General features: G+C 66.3%; 21 protein-coding genes. 11 read left to right on the top strand and 10 right to left on the bottom strand.

Annotated features, from left to right (window positions below; all coding sequences use genetic code 11):
• Positions 1 to 2 precede the first annotated feature (2 nt).
• From FQK05_RS07035 to FQK05_RS07080, 10 genes are all read left to right on the top strand, one after another.
• Entirely contained in the window at positions 3 to 503 is a 501-nt protein-coding gene (locus tag FQK05_RS07035) for a flagellar basal body-associated FliL family protein (protein ID WP_158965214.1), read from the top strand.
• Positions 504 to 512: 9 nt separating this feature from the next.
• The gene (locus tag FQK05_RS26495; protein ID WP_407644492.1) at positions 513 to 1,148 is read left to right on the top strand and encodes a hypothetical protein; all 636 of its coding nucleotides are present in this window, start codon (positions 513 to 515) and stop codon (positions 1,146 to 1,148) included.
• On the top strand, positions 1,145 to 1,837 hold the full coding sequence (locus tag FQK05_RS07045; RefSeq protein WP_158965215.1) for a MotE family protein: 693 nt from the start codon (positions 1,145 to 1,147) through the stop codon (positions 1,835 to 1,837). Before FQK05_RS26495 ends, FQK05_RS07045 begins: the two co-directional genes overlap by 4 nt.
• A 73-nt stretch (positions 1,838 to 1,910) precedes the next feature.
• Complete coding sequence (gene motA, locus FQK05_RS07050; protein WP_158965216.1) at positions 1,911 to 2,780, top strand: flagellar motor stator protein MotA; 870 nt, start codon at positions 1,911 to 1,913, stop codon at positions 2,778 to 2,780.
• The gene (locus tag FQK05_RS07055; RefSeq protein WP_158965217.1) at positions 2,777 to 5,179 is read left to right on the top strand and encodes a hypothetical protein; all 2,403 of its coding nucleotides are present in this window, start codon (positions 2,777 to 2,779) and stop codon (positions 5,177 to 5,179) included. Before motA ends, FQK05_RS07055 begins: the two co-directional genes overlap by 4 nt.
• 258 nt (positions 5,180 to 5,437) lie before the next feature.
• On the top strand, positions 5,438 to 6,190 hold the full coding sequence (locus FQK05_RS07060) for a transglycosylase SLT domain-containing protein (protein WP_325063858.1): 753 nt from the start codon (positions 5,438 to 5,440) through the stop codon (positions 6,188 to 6,190).
• A 4-nt stretch (positions 6,191 to 6,194) separates the two neighbouring features.
• A complete protein-coding gene (gene flhA / locus FQK05_RS07065; RefSeq protein ID WP_158965218.1) occupies positions 6,195 to 8,276 on the top strand; it encodes a flagellar biosynthesis protein FlhA in 2,082 nt (693 codons plus the stop codon).
• Positions 8,273 to 9,061: a flagellar biosynthetic protein FliR gene (locus FQK05_RS07070; RefSeq protein ID WP_407644493.1), complete on the top strand. Its 789-nt coding sequence runs from the start codon at positions 8,273 to 8,275 to the stop codon at positions 9,059 to 9,061. Before flhA ends, FQK05_RS07070 begins: the two co-directional genes overlap by 4 nt.
• Positions 9,058 to 10,143: a flagellar type III secretion system protein FlhB gene (flhB, locus tag FQK05_RS07075; protein WP_158965219.1), complete on the top strand. Its 1,086-nt coding sequence runs from the start codon at positions 9,058 to 9,060 to the stop codon at positions 10,141 to 10,143. Before FQK05_RS07070 ends, flhB begins: the two co-directional genes overlap by 4 nt.
• Complete coding sequence (locus FQK05_RS07080) at positions 10,140 to 10,553, top strand: hypothetical protein (protein ID WP_158965220.1); 414 nt, start codon at positions 10,140 to 10,142, stop codon at positions 10,551 to 10,553. Before flhB ends, FQK05_RS07080 begins: the two co-directional genes overlap by 4 nt.
• A 25-nt stretch (positions 10,554 to 10,578) precedes the next feature.
• Here the strand turns inward: FQK05_RS07080 and FQK05_RS07085 are convergent, their stop codons facing one another.
• The 9 genes from FQK05_RS07085 to FQK05_RS07125 are packed head-to-tail and all read right to left on the bottom strand — an operon-like array spanning position 10,579 to position 15,179.
• Positions 10,579 to 11,142, bottom strand: a complete 564-nt coding sequence (locus tag FQK05_RS07085) for a flagellar basal body-associated FliL family protein (protein WP_158965221.1) — start codon at positions 11,140 to 11,142, stop codon at positions 10,579 to 10,581.
• A gap of 9 nt (positions 11,143 to 11,151) precedes the next feature.
• Positions 11,152 to 11,886, bottom strand: a complete 735-nt coding sequence (flgH, locus tag FQK05_RS07090) for a flagellar basal body L-ring protein FlgH (RefSeq protein WP_158965222.1) — start codon at positions 11,884 to 11,886, stop codon at positions 11,152 to 11,154.
• Complete coding sequence (flgA, locus tag FQK05_RS07095; RefSeq protein WP_158965223.1) at positions 11,883 to 12,299, bottom strand: flagellar basal body P-ring formation chaperone FlgA; 417 nt, start codon at positions 12,297 to 12,299, stop codon at positions 11,883 to 11,885. Before flgA ends, flgH begins: the two co-directional genes overlap by 4 nt.
• The gene (gene flgG / locus FQK05_RS07100) at positions 12,299 to 13,084 is read right to left on the bottom strand and encodes a flagellar basal-body rod protein FlgG (protein WP_158966010.1); all 786 of its coding nucleotides are present in this window, start codon (positions 13,082 to 13,084) and stop codon (positions 12,299 to 12,301) included. Before flgG ends, flgA begins: the two co-directional genes overlap by 1 nt.
• Positions 13,085 to 13,099: 15 nt before the next feature.
• Entirely contained in the window at positions 13,100 to 13,813 is a 714-nt protein-coding gene (locus tag FQK05_RS07105) for a flagellar hook-basal body complex protein (RefSeq protein ID WP_158965224.1), read from the bottom strand.
• Positions 13,813 to 14,085: a flagellar biosynthetic protein FliQ gene (locus tag FQK05_RS07110; protein WP_158965225.1), complete on the bottom strand. Its 273-nt coding sequence runs from the start codon at positions 14,083 to 14,085 to the stop codon at positions 13,813 to 13,815. The genes FQK05_RS07105 and FQK05_RS07110 overlap by 1 nt, the downstream gene beginning before the upstream one ends.
• Position 14,086: 1 nt before the next feature.
• Positions 14,087 to 14,377: a flagellar hook-basal body complex protein FliE gene (gene fliE / locus FQK05_RS07115; protein ID WP_158965226.1), complete on the bottom strand. Its 291-nt coding sequence runs from the start codon at positions 14,375 to 14,377 to the stop codon at positions 14,087 to 14,089.
• A gap of 12 nt (positions 14,378 to 14,389) precedes the next feature.
• Positions 14,390 to 14,782, bottom strand: coding sequence for a flagellar basal body rod protein FlgC (gene flgC / locus FQK05_RS07120; RefSeq protein WP_158965227.1), 393 nt, complete (start codon positions 14,780 to 14,782; stop codon positions 14,390 to 14,392).
• A 10-nt stretch (positions 14,783 to 14,792) separates the two neighbouring features.
• On the bottom strand, positions 14,793 to 15,179 hold the full coding sequence (locus FQK05_RS07125) for a FlgB family protein (RefSeq protein ID WP_158965228.1): 387 nt from the start codon (positions 15,177 to 15,179) through the stop codon (positions 14,793 to 14,795).
• Between the two features lie 93 nt (positions 15,180 to 15,272).
• On the opposite strand from FQK05_RS07125, the gene FQK05_RS07130 reads away from it, so the two are divergent.
• Positions 15,273 to 16,592: a FliI/YscN family ATPase gene (locus tag FQK05_RS07130; protein ID WP_158965229.1), complete on the top strand. Its 1,320-nt coding sequence runs from the start codon at positions 15,273 to 15,275 to the stop codon at positions 16,590 to 16,592.
• Positions 16,593 to 16,647: 55 nt separating this feature from the next.
• Here the strand turns inward: FQK05_RS07130 and FQK05_RS07135 are convergent, their stop codons facing one another.
• Positions 16,648 to 17,421, bottom strand: coding sequence for a VOC family protein (locus tag FQK05_RS07135; protein ID WP_158965230.1), 774 nt, complete (start codon positions 17,419 to 17,421; stop codon positions 16,648 to 16,650).
• Positions 17,422 to 17,428 lie beyond the last annotated feature (7 nt).

The raw sequence follows: 17,428 nt of genomic DNA on the forward strand, positions 1-17,428 counted from the left end.
CGATGTCGGACGCAACTGCAGAAATGGCAGAACCCTCTGAAGAGAAGGGCAAATCCGGAAAGATGAAGTTGATCCTCGGGGTCGTCCTGGCGCTTGTCGGGGCCGGCGGGGGATTCTTCGCGACGCAGATGGGTCTGATTCCCTCAGGCAGCTCCGCCCCGCACGAGGAAGCGGCACCCGTCTTCCAGGGAGAGGACCTTTCCGGCATCGCCTTTGTCGAGATGGAGCCGATCGTGATCTCGGTCTCGATGGGCGGCCGGTCGCGTCACCTGCGGTTCCGTGCCCAGCTGGAAGTGCCCGCCGGGGCCGAGGCCGATGTCGTCAAGGTCATGCCGCGGATCGTCGATGTTCTGAATGGCTATCTGCGCGCACTGGAAGTCAGCGATCTGGAACATCCGGCGGTGCTGCCCCGCATGCGGGCGCAAATCCTGCGTCGAATCCAGATCGTTGTCGGCAAGGAGCGGGTGCGCGACCTGCTGATCATGGACTTCGTGCTGAGCTAGGAGGCTTTGATGGAACTGGTGGCTGACATATTGCTGGTGGCCGGTGCGCTGGGGGCGGGGTTCTATTGCTATTTCCTGGCCCAGCGGTTGAACCGGTTCAACGACCTCGAGAAGGGTGTCGGCGGCGCGGTTGCGGTCCTGTCGACCCAGGTCGATCACCTCAGCAAGGCGCTGGAGGCTGCGCAGTCCACCTCGGAAGGATCAAGCGCTGCGCTGGAGGCGTTGACGGAACGTGCCGAATCAGTGGCGCAGCGCCTGGAACTGATGATGGCCTCGATGCACGACATGCCGCTGCCGGAGACCGCCGACCCGCAGCCGGCTGTCCCGCCTTCCCCGCCGCAGAGTGCTGCTCCGGCCGTCGCGCCGCGGCATGCCGCACAGGCTGCGGCCCCGTTTGCGGCTCAAACTGCTTCCCACACTGCGGCCCAGCCTTTTGCCGAAGCCTCTGTGCCCGCGCCAGCGGCTCCGGCGCCTTCCATGGCGGCCACGCCCGGGGAGTTGAGGCCAACCACGCCCGACCCAGATCCATATCCTGTGGCGGAACCGGATCCGCCACAACCTTTCCGCGCAGAGGAACCGATGGTCGAGGCATCGGGTCCGATGTTCATCCGCCATGACCGCTCGGCACGAAGGGCTGCACAATGAAGATCAAGGTGAAACGCGCGCCTGGGTCAGCCGCGAAGCCGGCCAAGGCGGCAGGCAGGGCCGGAAAGAAGCGCCGCAAGGCCGCAACCGGGACACGCCGCGGTGCCCTGGTCCTGTTGTCGGCGCTGCTCGTCGCCTCGGCCCTGATCCGGATCGGGATCGAGGCCGGGCCGGCGCTGGCGGAAGCGACGTCGTCCTCCCACGCGGCCGATCAGGGCGCCTCGGAGCACGGGGCGGCCGGATCGGACAACGGGGATGGCCATGGCGACGCCCGCACGGCGGACGACCTCGCGCCCATGATCCAGGCGCTTCAGGCCCGGGAACACGCGCTGGATTCGCGGGAACGCCAGATCGAGGATCGGATGAAGGCACTTGCCATCGCCGAACGTTCGGTCCGCGAAAAGATCGCCGCGATGCAGGAGGCCGAGGCACGGCTGAATTCCAGCCTCGCCATGGCGGAAGCCGGGGCTGAAGACGACGTGGCGCGGCTGACATCGGTCTACGAACGGATGAAGCCCAAGCAATCGGCCGAGCTTTTCTCGCAGATGGATCCGGAATTCGCGGCAGGATTCCTGGCGCGGATGAAGCCCGAAGCTGCGGCGAGCATCCTGGCGGGGATGGAGCCGCAGACCGCCTACACGATCAGTGTCGTCCTGGCGGGTCGCAACGCCCGCGCTCCGGCCCAGTAGGTCCCGGGCAGTGAGCCTTTTTTAAGCGATTCTGCTGCACTGTCGCGGCAGAGCAATCTGGAGAACCTGACGCATGGTCGGTCTGATCGGCATAGTCGTGATCTTCGCGATGGTTTTCGGCGGCTACATCCTGGCCGGCGGAAAGCTCGGGATCATCCTGAAATCCCTGCCGTTCGAGATGATGATGATCGGGGGCGCCGCCATCGGTGCCTTCCTGATCTCGAACGAGATGTCGGCGGTCATCCATACGCTGAAGGATATCGGCAAGGTCTTCAAGGGCCCGAAGTGGAAGCATGACGACTACCGCGACCTGCTGTGCCTGCTGTTCTCGCTGATCCGCCTGGCCAAGCAGAACCAGGTCGAGGTGGAAAGGCATATCGAGGCGCCGAACGAATCCGAACTGTTCTCGAAATACCCCAAAATCCAGGCCGACAAGGAGGCCATCGCCATCATCTGCGACACGATGCGCTCGGCTGCCATGAACTATGACGATCCGCACCAGGTGGAGGAAGTTCTGGAAAAGCGGATGGAGGCGGCACTGCATCACGCCATGCATTCCAGCCATGCGCTGCAGACGGTCGCCGATGGCCTGCCGGCCCTTGGGATCGTGGCGGCCGTGTTGGGCGTAATCAAGACCATGGGCTCTATCGACCAGCCGCCCGAGGTTCTGGGCAAGATGATCGGCGGCGCGCTGGTGGGAACGTTCCTTGGCGTGTTCCTGGCCTACGGGCTGGTCGGTCCCTTTGCCGCGAAGCTGAAGACCGTGATCGACGAGGACGCACATTTCTACCAGCTCATCCGCGAGGTGCTGGTGGCCAACCTGCATAACCACGCGCCCGCCATCTGTATCGAGGTGGGCCGCCAGAACACGCCGGCGCACATGCGCCCCGGCTTCTCCGATCTGGAGGAGGCGCTGAAGGCGCTGAAGCAGGACGCGGCATGATGTGGCGGACGGCGCCTGCCCTTGTCCTGGCCGTGCTTCTGGCGCTGTGGGGTGGCGGCGTCCGGGCCCAGGCGCTGACGATTCAGTCGGGTGAACATGACGGTTTCACCCGGCTGGTGATCCGCCTGCCCGAGACCGAAAGCTGGTCGATCACCCGGGACGGCCGGACCGCGCAGCTGAAGGTCTCGCGCCCGCAGGCGAGGTTCGACCTTTCGGGCATCTTCACGAAGATCCCGCGGACCCGGTTGCTGCAGGCGGCACAGAACGACGGGATGCTCGACCTGACACTGGGCTGCGATTGCACGATCGACGCCTTCCGGGTCAGGGGCGGCTATCTTGTTCTGGACATCCGCGGCACGCCGGGCGCGGGCATTGAAGGGGCGGCGGGCCGCAATGACCGGGCTGCCCTGCGGGACGCGGCCCGTGCTGGCAGTGTCGTGCAGGCGCGTTTGGACGATCTGCGCCGTGTCGGCCTGCAGCACCCGTATCGCTATCGACAGTCCGATCTTTCGCCGGGGGAGTTCAGGTTTCCGACACGGCGTGCCGAACCGGCGTCCGGGCCTCTGCCGGACATGCCGACGGTGCCACCCCCGGGGCCTGGGGGTATTCTGCCGGTGGTGCCCCGAATGGGATCGGATCGTGTGGCCGGGGCTGGTCGCGCGTCAAACCCGCTGGAGCAGCCGTTGATCGATCGCGCGGTCTCGGCCGGATATGGCGGTGCGCTGGACATTTCCGAGGACCGGCTGATCGAGCAGCTTGAACGTGCGACCGATCAGGGCCTGCTGGAACGCTCTGGCAACCGGTTGGAAGCTCCGCACGGCGACACCGGGGAGAGGGGCAGCCCGTTGCCCATCGGGATATCTTCTATGACGGCCGTCGACCGGGAGATGAGGGAGCTGAGCGATGCCCTGCAACGCACGGGCGAAGGCACGAGGTGTATCCCGGACGAGATGATCGCGGTGCACAAATGGGCCGGCGACGGTTCCTTCGACGACGAGATCAGCGCCCGCCGGGGCAATCTGATCGGTGAATTCGACACGGTCCAGTCGGGGTCGGTCATGTCCCTGTCACAGGTCTATCTGTATTTCGGCTTCGGTGCGGAAGCGCGTTACACCCTTGGCCTTCTTGAGGACGACAACCGGGACATGGACGTTCTGAAAGCCATGTCACGCATCATCGACGGGGATCCCTTGGCTGAGGACAATCCCTTTGCCACGCAGGGCCGCTGCGGCAGCGATGTCGCGCTTTGGGCCTATCTCGCGTCCGCCGACCCCAAGATGCCCGACCTGAATGTCGAGGCTGTCCTGACCGGCTTTGCCCGGCTGCCGGCACATCTGCGGCGCCATCTTGGCCCCCGTCTCGGCCGGCAGTTCGCGGAACGCGGCGACCTTTACGCCGCCGAAACCGTCATGCGGGCTTCTGACAGGGCGGGGTTGCAGGAGACTGCACCGGCGGACCTGGCCCGCGCGGCCATCGCGGATCTGAAGGGCGACACTCGTGCAGAGGAAACCTACCTGGAAAAGGCGATCACCAAGGCCGACCAGGAAACCCCCGAAGCGCTGGTGTCACTGGTGGAAACCCAGTTCAAGGCGCGCGGCCACATCGATCCGGACTACCCGGACCTGATTGCGGGGTATGCGCACGAATACCGCAATGTGGAAAGGGGACGTCAGTTGCGCAGGGCCCATGTCCATGCTCTGGCCCTGCTGGATCAGTACGACGAAGCCTTTGGCGAGCTTGCCTCCGTCCGGGCCCGGGACGGCAAGGAGGCCGAGGACGCACTGACGCAGGATCTGCTGGCCATCCTGACCGGGATCGGGCGCGATGCCGATTTCATGAAACACGTCCTGGCGCAGGCTCAGAACGGGGCGCACCGATGGCCCGAACAGACGGGAATGGATGTCGCGGACCGCCTGATGGGCCTGGGCTTTGCGTCAGAGGCGGCACGAATACTGGACGACACCGCGCCGCCGCACCCGACGGACGCGCGGCGCATCCTGCGCGCGCGGGCAGCTCTGGCCGAGGCGCAGCCAAACCGGGTCCTGACAGAGCTTGCGGATCTGACCGGCCCCGAGGCGGACCGCCTGCGCAGCGATGCGCTGCTGATGACAGGACATATCGACCAGGCCGGTGCGCTGCTCGCGGCGCAGCCCGACCCGCAGGCGCGGGATCGCGGTCTGTGGCTCAGCGACGATCCGGATGCGCCGGACCTCGCTACGGGCGAACAGTTCTCGGCCTTGCTGGCGGCAAGTCAGGGCGTCGAAGCGCTGGCCGATGCGCCGGAAGGAAAGCCGCCGCTGGCGGCCGCCCGGGCCCTGCTGGAGGAAGGGGCCGCCCTGCGTGGCGCTGTCAGCGATCTTCTCGGCATGGTCTCGGTCGAAGGGCTGGCCACGAACTAGTCCGATCCGAATGGCGGCAGCTAACGGATTGTCAATGTCCGGCCGCTAGCATTGGGCATCCCCTCCTCGGGCGGAGACAGAATGTCTACCTTGCGCAACGACGGCATGGGCCGGACCAGTCGGCCAAAGAGAAAAAGATCGGCGGATCGGGTGGCACGGCCACGGAAAGTCCTGCCGACACAACCTGCTGCAGGGTTGGCGTCGAGGCCTGGAACCAGCCATGGGGCCACGGCCCGGTGGGTATGCTCCGGGCTGCACTTGTTCGCTTTGGCCATGGTGCTCTGCCTTCCGGCAGGGAATGCGGGCGCGGTCGCCCGTCTGGCGCAGATCTGCGACAGCGTCGCCGTGACGGCGTCGCAGCGGTACAACGTGCCGCTGGACGTCCTTCGCGCCATCACCCGAAGCGAAACGGGCCGCCCGGGGCCGGACGGACTGGCCCCATGGCCCTGGACCGTGAACATGGAAGGCGTCGGCAAGTGGTTCGATACCCGCGACGAAGCCCGCGCCTATGTCTTCCAGCACTACAAGCGTGGCGCCCGCAGTTTCGACGTCGGCTGCTTCCAGATCAACTTCAAATGGCACGGTCAGGCCTTCGCCTCCATCGACGAGATGTTCGAGCCACAGCCAAATGCCGATTACGCCGCACGGTTCCTGGGCGAACTGTATCAGGAGCTCGGGTCGTGGGAAGCGGCAGCCGGTGCCTATCATTCCCGGACCCCGAAATTCGCCAACCGTTACACCGACCGGTTCCAGCGCATCCGGTCCGGCCTGTCGGGCGATGTGATCCCGGCGGCGGAAACCGCGCCGTCGAGGATCCTGCGCCGCCGCGGCCCGCCGCCGCCGTGGCCGCAGGTGGCCATCGAAGCGGATCGCGTGCGCCCGATCCTGGGAACTGGCGGCACGGCCCTTCTCGGTAACCCGGATGACACGGCCGAGACTGCCGAGCTTGCGCGCGGATCGCTGTTTCCCCTGGGTGGCGGCGCTGGATCTTCGTTCATTTCGGTCGATTGATGCCATGCCGACCCTGACGCTCAAGCAGCTTTTCAGCCCGACGATCCTTCTGGCGATTGCCCTGATGACGGTCATCGTGATGATGATCCTGCCGGTCCCGGCCTGGTTCCTGGACGTGGGGCTAGCCGCCTCCTTTGCGCTGGCGATCCTGATCTTCACGGTGACGCTGTTCATAGAAGAACCGCTGGATTTTTCGGCCTTTCCGACGATCCTCCTGGCCTCGCTGATGCTGCGGCTGTCGCTGAACGTGTCGTCGACCAAGCTGATCATCGGGCAGGGACACACCGGTCCGAATGCCGCGGGCGACGTGATCGAAGGTTTCGCCCAGTTCATCATGGGCGGCAGCGTGTTCCTGGGCCTGGTGGTCTTCGGCGTGCTGCTGATCGTCAATTTCGTCGTGATCACGAAAGGCGCCGCCCGGATGGCCGAAGTCGGGGCACGTTTCGCGCTCGACGGGATGCCGGGCAAGCAGTTGGCCATCGACAGCGACATGGCCGCCGGCGCCATCACGCACGAGGAGGCGCGCGCCCGCCGGACCCACGAACAGCAGGAAACGACCTTCTTCGGCTCGCTGGACGGTGCGTCGAAATTCGTGAAGGGCGATGCCGTTGCCGGCCTGCTGATCACCCTGCTGAATCTGGTCATGGGTCTGGTCATGGGCATCGTCGTTCATGGCATGGATATCGGCAATGCCTTTGAAACCTATGCCATCCTGACCGTCGGCGACGGGCTGGTGACCCAGATCCCGGCCGTGATCATCTCGATCGCCTCGGCGCTGCTGCTGGCGCGGGGGGGCACGCTCGGCGCCACCGACATGGCGATCTTCACCCAGATGGGCCGGCACCCGGCCGCGCTGGCGACTGTGGCGGGGCTGATGACGGTCTTTGCCCTTGTCCCCGGCTTGCCTTTCCTGCCCTTCATCGCCGCCGCCGGGCTGCTGGGCGCTGCCGCCTATATCCTGGCGAACCGCGGCAGAACGGCCAAGCCCGTGACAGACGACGACGCGGCCCAGGCCCCCGCGGCGGAACGGTCGATGGGTGATGTGCTGGACCTGGACGATATCCACGTCGAATTCGCGCCGGACCTCGTGTCGATGGTCCTGGATGCAGGCACCGGACTGGACGTGCGCATTGCCAACATGCGGACCTATGTTGCCACGGTTTTCGGTCTGATCCTGCCGGAAATCCGCCTGACCGATCAGCCGGAGCTGCCGGTCGGCACCTATGTCGTGCGGATCCAGGGCGTGGAACAGGCCCGCGGCAGCCTGCACCCGGACCTGGTCCTGGCGCTTCTGCCCCATGCGACCGAAAACCTGCCCGCGGGCCGCGACGTGACCGAACCGGTCTATGGCGCCCCGGCCCGCTGGATCGCGCCCGATGATCAGGAGGACGCGGCGCTGGTCGGCGCCACCATCGTCGCACCGCCGGAAATCCTGGCCACCCACCTGCTGGAGGTGATCAAGCAGAACTTTGCCCGTCTTTTGACGTTGAAGGCGCTGCGCCGCCTCCTGACGGAGATGACACGCCTGTCCGACCCCGTCCGTGCCGAGGCAAACCGCAAGCTGCTGGACGAACTGATCCCCGACAAGGTGCCGCTGGACACGCTCCATGCGGTCTTGCGGCTGCTGCTGGACGAAAGGGTCTCGATCCGGAACCTGCCTCTGATCCTCGAAGCCGTGGCCGAGGCGCGCCTGTCCACGACCCAGGCCGAATCCATCTGCGAGAAGGTGCGCCAGCGTCTGGGCTTCCAGATGGTGGCCGAGATGAAGCGTGCCGACGGGTCTGTCCCGCTGATTCAACTGGCGCCGGAATGGGAGGAAATCTTCGGCGCTTACCAGATCGACAACCAGGGAGGGCTGGACGTGGCGCTGCCGCCGGACCTGTTCAACAAGCTGGCCGACGGGGTGACGCGTCAGGTGACGGAAACTGCCGAACGGGGACTGAACGCGGCGGTGGTCACTTCGTCCCCGAGGCGGCGGTTCCTGCGCACGATCATGAAGGCGCGCGGTATCTCCAACCCTGTGTTTTCCTACGAGGAAATCGGCCTGGACGCCCGGCCCGCGCTGGTGGGCGTGGTGGCCGCGTGACCGCCCTGGCAGAGCTTCTGACCGGCGCTGCCGCCTTCTGGTTCTGGGCCGGCGCGGCGGTGTTCCTGCGGGTCGGCGCGATGGTGTCGGTCATGCCGGGCTTCGGCGAACAGGTCGTGCCGATGCGCATCAAGATCGCGATCTCGCTGGCCTTCACCGTCGTCGTGACACCGGCGATGGTCGACGGTCCCGGCGCGATCTGGTCGGAACCGCCGTCGACGCTGCTGACCTTTGCGGCGGTGGCCTTTCCGGAAACGATCGTGGGCCTGGCGCTGGGCGTCGGCATCCGACTCTTCGTCAATGCGATGCAGATCGCCGGCGCCATGGCGGCGCAGGCGACGTCCCTGTCGCAGATCCTGGGCGCCGCGGCCGTGGAACCGATCCCGGCCATGGGCCATGTCCTGGTGATGGCGGGCTTTGCGTTGGCGATGATGTCGGGGCTCCACGTCGCGGCGGCCCGGATCATGATCGAAAGCTATTCCGTCTTCCCGCCGGGCCAGCCGCTTGATGCGTCGGAACTGGGGCAATGGGGCGTCAGGCGGGTGGCGGCAGCCTTCTCGCTCGCCTTTTCGCTGGCGGCGCCCTTCATCATCGCTTCGGTGCTCTACAACGTGATGCTGGGTGTCATCAACCGCGCGATGCCGCAGCTGATGGTGGCCTTCGTCGGCGCACCGGTGATCACATTCGGCGGGCTGGCGCTTCTGCTGATCGCCGGGCCCTACATGCTGATGCTTTGGCGAGAGGAACTTATGCTGTTCCTTGCCGATCCGCTGAGGCCGCAATGAGCGAGGAAGACGACGAAAGCCAGAAGGTCTTCGACCCCACTCCCGAGAAACTGCGCAAGGCGCGCGAGAAGGGGGATGTTGCCAAGTCGGTCGACCTGTCGGTGGCGGCGACCTATGCCGGCGTCCTGGTCGCGGGCATGACCTTTGGCGCCGCCTCGATCGAGGAAACGGGCCGCCGGATGGCCATACTGCTGGACCGGGCGCCCGAACTGTCGCAGCTGCTGTTCGAAGGCGCCCCGCAGGCGCCCTTGGGTGGCATCATCGGCGGCGTGGCGCTGGCGCTGGCCCCGTGGTTCGGGATCCCGGCGGCCGCGGTCCTGATCTCGATCGTCGGGCAGCAGGCCTTTGTGGTGGCGCCATCGAAACTTGAACCGAAGATGTCGCGCATCTCGATCATGCAGAACGCGAAGAACAAGTTCGGCAGATCCGGCCTGTTCGAATTCGGCAAGAGCCTGGTCAAGCTGGTGCTCTATTCGGTCTGCCTGGGCCTCCTGCTGGAAACGATGCTGCCCGAAATGATTGGCGCGATGAATGCCGGGGCCGCCCCGGCCGCCGCCCTGATGGTCGAGATGTGCCGGCAGTTCCTGTTCATCGTCGTGCTGATCGCGGCTGCGCTTGGCATTGTCGATGCGCTGTTCCAGCAGATGGAACACCAGCGCAAGAACCGTATGACCCGGAAAGAGGTCATGGACGAAACCAAGGACAGCGAAGGCGATCCGCACATCAAGTCCCAGCGCCGGCAGCGCGGGCAGGAGATCGCGATGTCCCAGATGATGGCCGAGGTGCCGAAGTCGGACGTCGTGATCGTGAACCCGACGCATTATGCCGTGGCCTTGAAATGGGATCGCAAGCCAGGCACCGCGCCGGTCTGCGTCGCCAAGGGCGTCGACGAGATGGCTGCCAGCATCCGCCGTACCGCGGCCGAGGCCGGCGTGCCGATCCACCTGGATCCGCCAACCGCCCGCGCACTGCACGCAACGACCGAAATGGGGCAGGAAGTTTCGCCCGACCATTACGCCCCGGTTGCGGCCGCGATCCGCTTTGCCGAAGCCATGCGCAAGCGCGCGAAGATGGGCGTATGACCACGCGTCGTGACCTCGAGGACCTGACCCGGGCGAGCGAGATGCTCTACGCCCGCGAACGGCAGGCCGTGGCCTCGATCTTGCAGGAGGAGGCGCGCCTGCGGGCGCAACTGGCGCGGCTGGATCGGATGATCGTCGCGGCAAGGGAAGAGGCCGGGCGCGACACCGCCTTTCGTGCGCTGGGCGCCGACCTGCAATGGCAGCAATGGACCGCGCGGGCCCGCGCGGGCCTGAACGCCGATCTGGCCAGGGTCATGGCGCGCAAGATGCGGGTCATGGACCGCCTGCGCCGCGCCTTCGGCCGCCGTGATGCGGTGGCGCGTTTGGAGCAGGGGCGCCAGCAGGAAGTCCGGGATGCCGCGCAACGGCGGGCCTGGGACAGGATCGCCGAGCTGATGGTGATGAAATAGGGCGACAGTCCTGATGATCGGGATGTCAGCTGTCCGAACGCGCGATGTCGACGATCAGCACGTCCTTGACGGTGTCGCCAAGCATCAGCTGCGCCTCTTCCTTCAGGGCGGTGCGCAGCAGGTCCAGTTGGTCGGGATGGGTGAAGGTTCCGCCGAAGCCGCCGCGATTGGCATGTTCGAACAGCACCCGCAGGAACGCGTCCCGAAGCTTGGGTTCCTTCTTGAAGATCAGTTCCGTTCCGCCGGGGCCTGTTTCAAGGCTCAACGTCAGGACGATCATCGATGTCACCCGGTCCTTCTTGACGACGGGAACAATGAACTGGCTCTTGAAGGGCACGAATTCATTCGGATGCTCGGGGTCTTCGTCGCCGCCGCTGCCATGATCGCCAGCAGCCCTTGCGGCCTGTCCGCCACCATGGCCGTCATCCGATGCGGCGCCATGGTCCCCCGCGCCCGCATCCGTGCCGTGACCCTCTGCCCCGTCCATCGCCTGTTCCTCGGCCGGGGGAGGCGCCAGGAACAGGCCGGCGCCGACGCCGATACCGGCGCCGACCAGGAGAAAGATCAGGGGCATGAGTTTGCCGAGCATGGGACGTCCTCAGAAAGGCAGGATCATGTCGAGCACCTGCTGACCGTAACGGGGTTGCTGCACGTCGGTGATCTGACCGCGCCCGCCGTAAGAAATCCGTGCCGAGGCGATCTTGTCATAGGTGATCTGGTTCAGGCGCGAGATGTCCTCGGGGCGCACGAAGCCGGTGACCAGCAGTTCGCGCATCTCGAAGTTGACCCGCACTTCCTGCGAACCGGCGATCGAAAGGATTCCGTTCGGCAGCACGTCGATGACGGTGGCGGCGACCTTCAGTTCCAGCTTCTCGTTCCGCTTGACCGACCCCTTGCCATTGGTGGCGCTGTCCGAATTGATGCCGACGGCATTCGCCATCGACGCCCCTTCGGGCAGGTGCCGGTCGATCCGCTGCGGCACGCCGAAGAAATCCGGGACGCCCATCGATTCCGACCCCGAGCGCGACCGGTTGGTGTCGTTCGAGATCTCGGCCTTTTCATCGATCTCGATCACCACGGTCAGGATGTCGCCCTTCTGCACGGCCCGCCGGTCGCCCAGAAGCGATTCCGGCCCGTGGTTCCACAAGGATGCCTGCTGTGTGGGGCTGCGCGGCTGCGTGTTCCGCGGCAGGCCGGCGCTGAGCATGGCGACATGTTCGGCGCTGTTGGTGTTCGGCGTGAAGCTGGGCGGTTTGCCGAAGTGATCCATCCGGCCGCAGCCGGCAAGGCCCGTGGCCAGCGCAAGGGCGGAAAGGGTGACGGCGCGGATCATTCGACCACCACCGCGCCATCGTCCCGGATCCGGCCGGTGACCGTCGTCCGCGAAGCCGTGTTCATTACGCGCACATCCTCTCCTGCTGCGCCGCGGCCCAGTGCGCGGCCCTCGGCTGTAATGGTCAGGCCGCCCCGCACGAAGACCAGGGTGACCAGGTCATTGCGGTCGACCAGGGCGGGCGGCCCGATATCGCCCGGGTGGACCGGCCGGCCCGGGTACAGCGCCACGCGCGCCTCCAGCCCGACGATCTCGTCGATGTCGGTGATGGCGCCGGGCACCTTGGTGGGGTTGAACATCAGGTCCTCGGCCTCGATCACTTCCTTGGCGCGGATGACGCGGGTGGGGACCAGGATGTCGGCCAGGGCGGATTGTGCGGCCAGGGCCAGGACAAGAGCGACCAGGATCCGCATCACCGCACCTGTGTCAGCGCGGCCATCATCTGGTCGGCGGCCGAGATCACCTTGGCATTCATTTCATAACCGCGCTGCGCCTCGATCAGCTCGGTCACTTCCTGCACCGCGTCGACGGAGCTGCCTTCGAGGTAGCCCTGTCGCACGGTGCCCAGCCCGTCCTCACCGGGGTTGGACACCAGCGGCGGGCCCGATGCTTCCGTCTCGGCAAAGAGATTGCTGCCCAGGGCCTCCAGGCCCTTGGCATTGACGAAGTTCGCCATGGTGATCTGGCCCAGTTGCTGGCCCTGCGGGTTGTCGCGGAAATAGGCCCAGACCTCGCCCGCCCCGTTGATGGAAATCGACAGCGCGTCCTGCGGGATCACGATTTCCGGCTGCAGGGGATAGCCGTCCGAGGTCACGACCACCCCGTCGGGCGACCGTTTCATGCTGCCGTCGCGGGTATAGGCCGACTGGCCCGAGGGCATAAGCACCTCGAGATAGCCGGCGCCCTCGATCGCGATGTCCAGGTCGCTGCCCGTGCGGGCCAGGGCGCCCTGCGCCAGTTCCACGGTCACGGCGGCGGGGCGGACGCCCAGGCCCAGCTGGATGCCGGTGGGCAGCACCGTTCCGTCCGTGGCCGACACCGATCCGGCCCGCGCGATCTGCTGGTAATGCAGGTCGGAAAACTCGGCCCTGCGGGTGTTGTAGCCGGTCGTGTTCATGTTCGCGAGGTTGTTCGACGTCGTCTCCACCCGCATCTGCTGGGCGCTCATGCCCGTGGCGGCGATCTTCAGGGCGCGGATCATCGGAACTCTCCCTTATCGGTTCAACGTGTCGAGCGCGTCGCGGACGCGGCGGTCCTCGGCGTCGAGAAATTTCTGGCCCAGCTCATAGGCGCGCTGGACCTCGATCATGCGGGCGACCTGAAGCACGGCATCGACGTTCGAACCTTCCAGGAAGAACTGCAGTACGCGCGCCCCTTCGGCGGGTTCGACACCCTCGTCGGCACGGAACATCACGCCGTCCTCGCGCACGATGTTTTCCGGGGTCGTTGGCATGACGATGCCAACCTGGCCGATCTGGACACCGTCGGCGCTGATCGTGCCGTCCGATCCGATCAGGATCTGGGCATAGGTTCCGGGCACGAAGACCGGCGCCCCGCCGGCGTCCAGCACGCGGTGGCCGTCCATCGTGACCAGGTCCCCGGCGGCATTGGGTGAAAAGGCCCCGGCGCGGGTCAGGCGCTGGCCATTGGGCGTGTCGATCAGGAAGAAGCCGTCGCCTTCGATCGCCAGGTCGAAGACGCCGTCGGTGCGGCGCAGCGCACCCTGGCTGTGGGATGTCGTCTCGATCCGCGCACCGGCCATCGACACGGACGGTTCCCCCGGCGCGCGGCGGATGAATTCCGAAAAGGTCAAGCCTTCCTGCCGGAAGCCGGTGGTCGATACATTGGCGATGTTGTTCGCCACGATCTGCATTTCGCGCATCAATCCCGACTGGCGGGAAAGCGTGGCATAGACAGTGGTTTCCATCAGTTCCCCCCGGCTATCAAAGGCACGATCTGCATCTGGAAGAACGAGATCAGGCTGTTGGTCATGAAGCCCATGGACAGCCAGAACACGATCACGATGGCGATCAGCTTCGGCACGAAGGTCAGGGTCATTTCCTGGATCGAGGTCAGCGCCTGGAACAGCCCGATGGCCAGGCCGGTCACCAGCGCGACCGTCAGGATCGGGACAGAGGTCACCACCGCGATCCACAGACCCTGCCGCATCGTGTCGAAGAAGACGCCTTCATCCAGCATGTCAGACCGGCATCCTCAGGATTTCCTGGTAGGCCTCGACGACCTTGTTGCGCACGGTAACTGCGGTCTCGACCGCCAGTTCGGTCTGGGCCAGGGCCTGGACCAGCGCGTGCGGATCGGCCTTGCCGCCCATCGACGACAGCGCGGTCTGTTCGCCTTGCTGCAGCGTCTGGACGAAGTCCTGCGTCGCCTGGCGCAGGGTCGCGCCGGCCCCGGGCTGGGTCGGATCGGGTTTCGTTGCCGTCCGCGCGGCGGAATAGCTTTGCAGGGCTGAAATTTGTCTCAGGTCCATTCTGGAACCTCCTTATCGTCTGAGCAGATCCAAGAGGCCGGAAGACATCTTCCGCGCCTGGTCGAACATCTTCAGGTTGGCTTCGTAGCTGCGTTGCGCCTCGCGGGCGTCCGCGATCTCGATCATCAGGTCGACATTCGAACCCTTGTAATGCCCGGTGTCGTCCGCCAGCGGATGGCCGGGATCGTAGATGTCGACCGGATCGGTCCTGGACAGGCGCACGCGCCCAACCTCTACTTTCTCGGGGCCGCCGGTTTCCTCGCGGACAGCGTTGAATGCCACGGTCTTGCGCCGGTAGCCGGGCGTATCCGCGTTGGAGATGTTTTCGGATGTCAGCCGCAGCCGCATGGCCTGTGCCTTCAACCCGCTGGCGGAAACGGACAGGGCATTGGAAAAGTCGCTCATCCCCATTCCCTCAGCTCCGGCCCAGGCTGGCGCGCAGGATGGTCAGCGACGACCTGTAGATCGCCAGGGCCCGGTCATGCTGGCGCTTGGTTTCCACCGCCTTCACCATCTCCTCCTCGATCGAGACGGCGTTCTGGCCGTCCGTCAGCCGCATGGCGCGGCCGTCCTCGTCGGCGCGGAAGGGACCGTCTGTTGCGTGCAGATGTCGGGGTCGGGTGGCGCGCAGGGCGGCATCGTCGGGCCCGCCCGAAAGGGATTCGGCAAAGGGCACCAGGTCACGCGCCTTGAATCCGGGCGTGTCGGAATTGGCCATGTTCTCGGAAATCAACGATTGCCGCTGGCCCGCGTGATAGGCCATCGCGTGGGCAACTCGAAAGATGTTCAGATCAGCAAACACCGGGGCTTCTCCCTCGATCCATTTCAATCAAGGCTTAACGGGGATTCCTTTAGAAACGGTTTTCGGGAGGGGGCCTTGGAAAGGCAGGCACCCATGGGCCAGGCATTGGAAACCCTGATTGCGGACCTTGGCGCCGTCCGCAGGTCGCATCCGGCTGGGCGCGTTCTATCTGTGGGCGACGGCGTCGTGCGCATCGGCGGGCTGGCACAGGTCGCCCGAATCGGCGACCGGGCGGCGATCCGGATGAAGGGCGGCCGGTCCCTGGCCGGAGAGATCATGGCCGTGGGCGAGAGCGATATACAGTTGTTCGTCGACCGCGCACCGGACGGGGTGGCAGTGGGCGACCGGGTGGCGCTGATGCCGGCCCCGCCCTTCGCGCCCTGCGACGGCTGGCTGGGTCGCGTGATCGACCCGGACGGGCATCCGCTGGACAATCGCCCGCTGCCGCGTGGCAGCCGTGCCTGCACCACCACCGCCGCGCCGCCGCCCGCCGCCTTGCGCCGCGGGCTGGGCCAGCGGCTGGCAACGGGCATGTCGGTCCTGAACACGCTTTTGCCCCTGGTCCGGGGCCAGCGGATCGGCCTTTTCGCAGGTTCTGGCGTGGGCAAGTCGCGGCTGCTGGCCCATCTGACCAAGGCGGTGGAGGCGGACGTCGTCGTCGTGGCCATGATCGGCGAGCGTGGCCGCGAGGTCAGCGAATTCGTCCGCCGCACATTGGGAGAGGACGGGCTGGCGCGCACGGTTGTCGTCGCCGCGACCTCGGACCAGTCGGCGCTGATGCGGCGTCGCTGCGCCTGGTCCGCGATGACGGTGGCCGAACATTTCCGCGACAAGGGCCTGAACGTGTTGTTCCTGGCCGATTCCATCACCCGCTATGCCGAAGCCCATCGCGAGATTGCCGCCGCCTCTGGCGAATTACCGGCGCTCAGGGGGTTTCCCGCCAGTATCGTGCCGCTGATCACCGGTTTGTGCGAACGCGCGGGCCCCGGTGTCGGCGACATGGGCGACATCACGGCGGTCTTCAGCGTGCTGGTGGCGGGTTCGGACATGGACGAACCCGTGGCCGACATCCTGCGCGGCGTGCTGGACGGTCATATCGTCCTGAACCGCGACATCGCCGAACGCGGCCGCTATCCGGCCATCGACGTCCTCCGATCCGTGTCGCGCAGCCTGCCGGATGCGGCGACCGACGAGGAAAACCGCCTGATCTCCGAAGCACGGGCATTGCTGGGCGCTTACGAACGGTCCGAGGTCATGATCCGCGCGGGCCTCTACTCCGAAGGCAATGAGCCCCAACTGGACCGCGCCGTTCGCATCTGGAGCGACCTTGACGCCTTCTTTGCCAAGACCGGGGACCAGACCGTTCAGGCGAGTTTCGACCGGCTGGCCTTGTTGATCCGGCGCGCGGGGTAGCGCCGGACATGTCGTCCCGGGCTGCCCGGGCTCGGGTCCGCCGGGTCAGGGTCCGTCACGGCGTAACGAAATGCAGGCGCATCCCGCAGGCGGTGACGGTGTTGCCATCCACCGGCAGTTTCAGCGATGCCGCCCGCGCGATCACTGCATCCGGATCTGCACATGCCAGGTCGATCCCGCCCAGGCAGGGCCCGCGCCCGTCCGTCATCGGCACGAAGCGCAGCACGGCATTGCCCAGGGCGACCGACCACAAGTCGCCCGACCGCTCGACGTCACAGCCGATCACCTCTGCCCACCGTACGGCCAGTGCGGCCGGGTCCTCTGCCTGCATTTCGGCGGCGACGATGCCCGTGACCTCTGCACTGGCGGCTTCCTGCCACGCCATCCCGCCGGCCGGTTCCCAGTTGCCGGTCACATCGCCCGAGGCATCCCAGTCCACTTCCAGGAAGGCGGCGCCCATGTCGGCGGGGTGCAGCTGCATCAGGCTCCAGCTCTCGCGGTCCTCCTCAAAGGCCACCCGAACCCCGGCGGCGGCGGAACGGGTCCGTATGGCCTGTTGCTCGGCCTTCGCGGCCACCTGCGTGATCACCATGTAGCCGCCGTCGCCGCCACGCCGTGCCAGGAAGCGGCCGGCCGCCGTGCCGTCCCGCAGGGGCGAGACGACCTCCAGGAACTGCGTTCCCAGCGCCAGCAGGGCGTTTTCCAGACCGAAGGTCCCGACCGCCGGATCGACATGGGCGACGCGCGCGCCCAGCAGGGCGCCAAGGGGCGAGATCGCATCGTCCAACCGGGCGGCGACCAGGCAGATCTGTCTCAGGTGAAGTGTCATGGCGCCT

Origin of the sequence: Chachezhania sediminis (genome assembly GCF_009765275.1) — a bacterium.
GTDB classification, from domain to species: Bacteria; Pseudomonadota; Alphaproteobacteria; order Rhodobacterales; family Rhodobacteraceae; genus Chachezhania; species Chachezhania sediminis.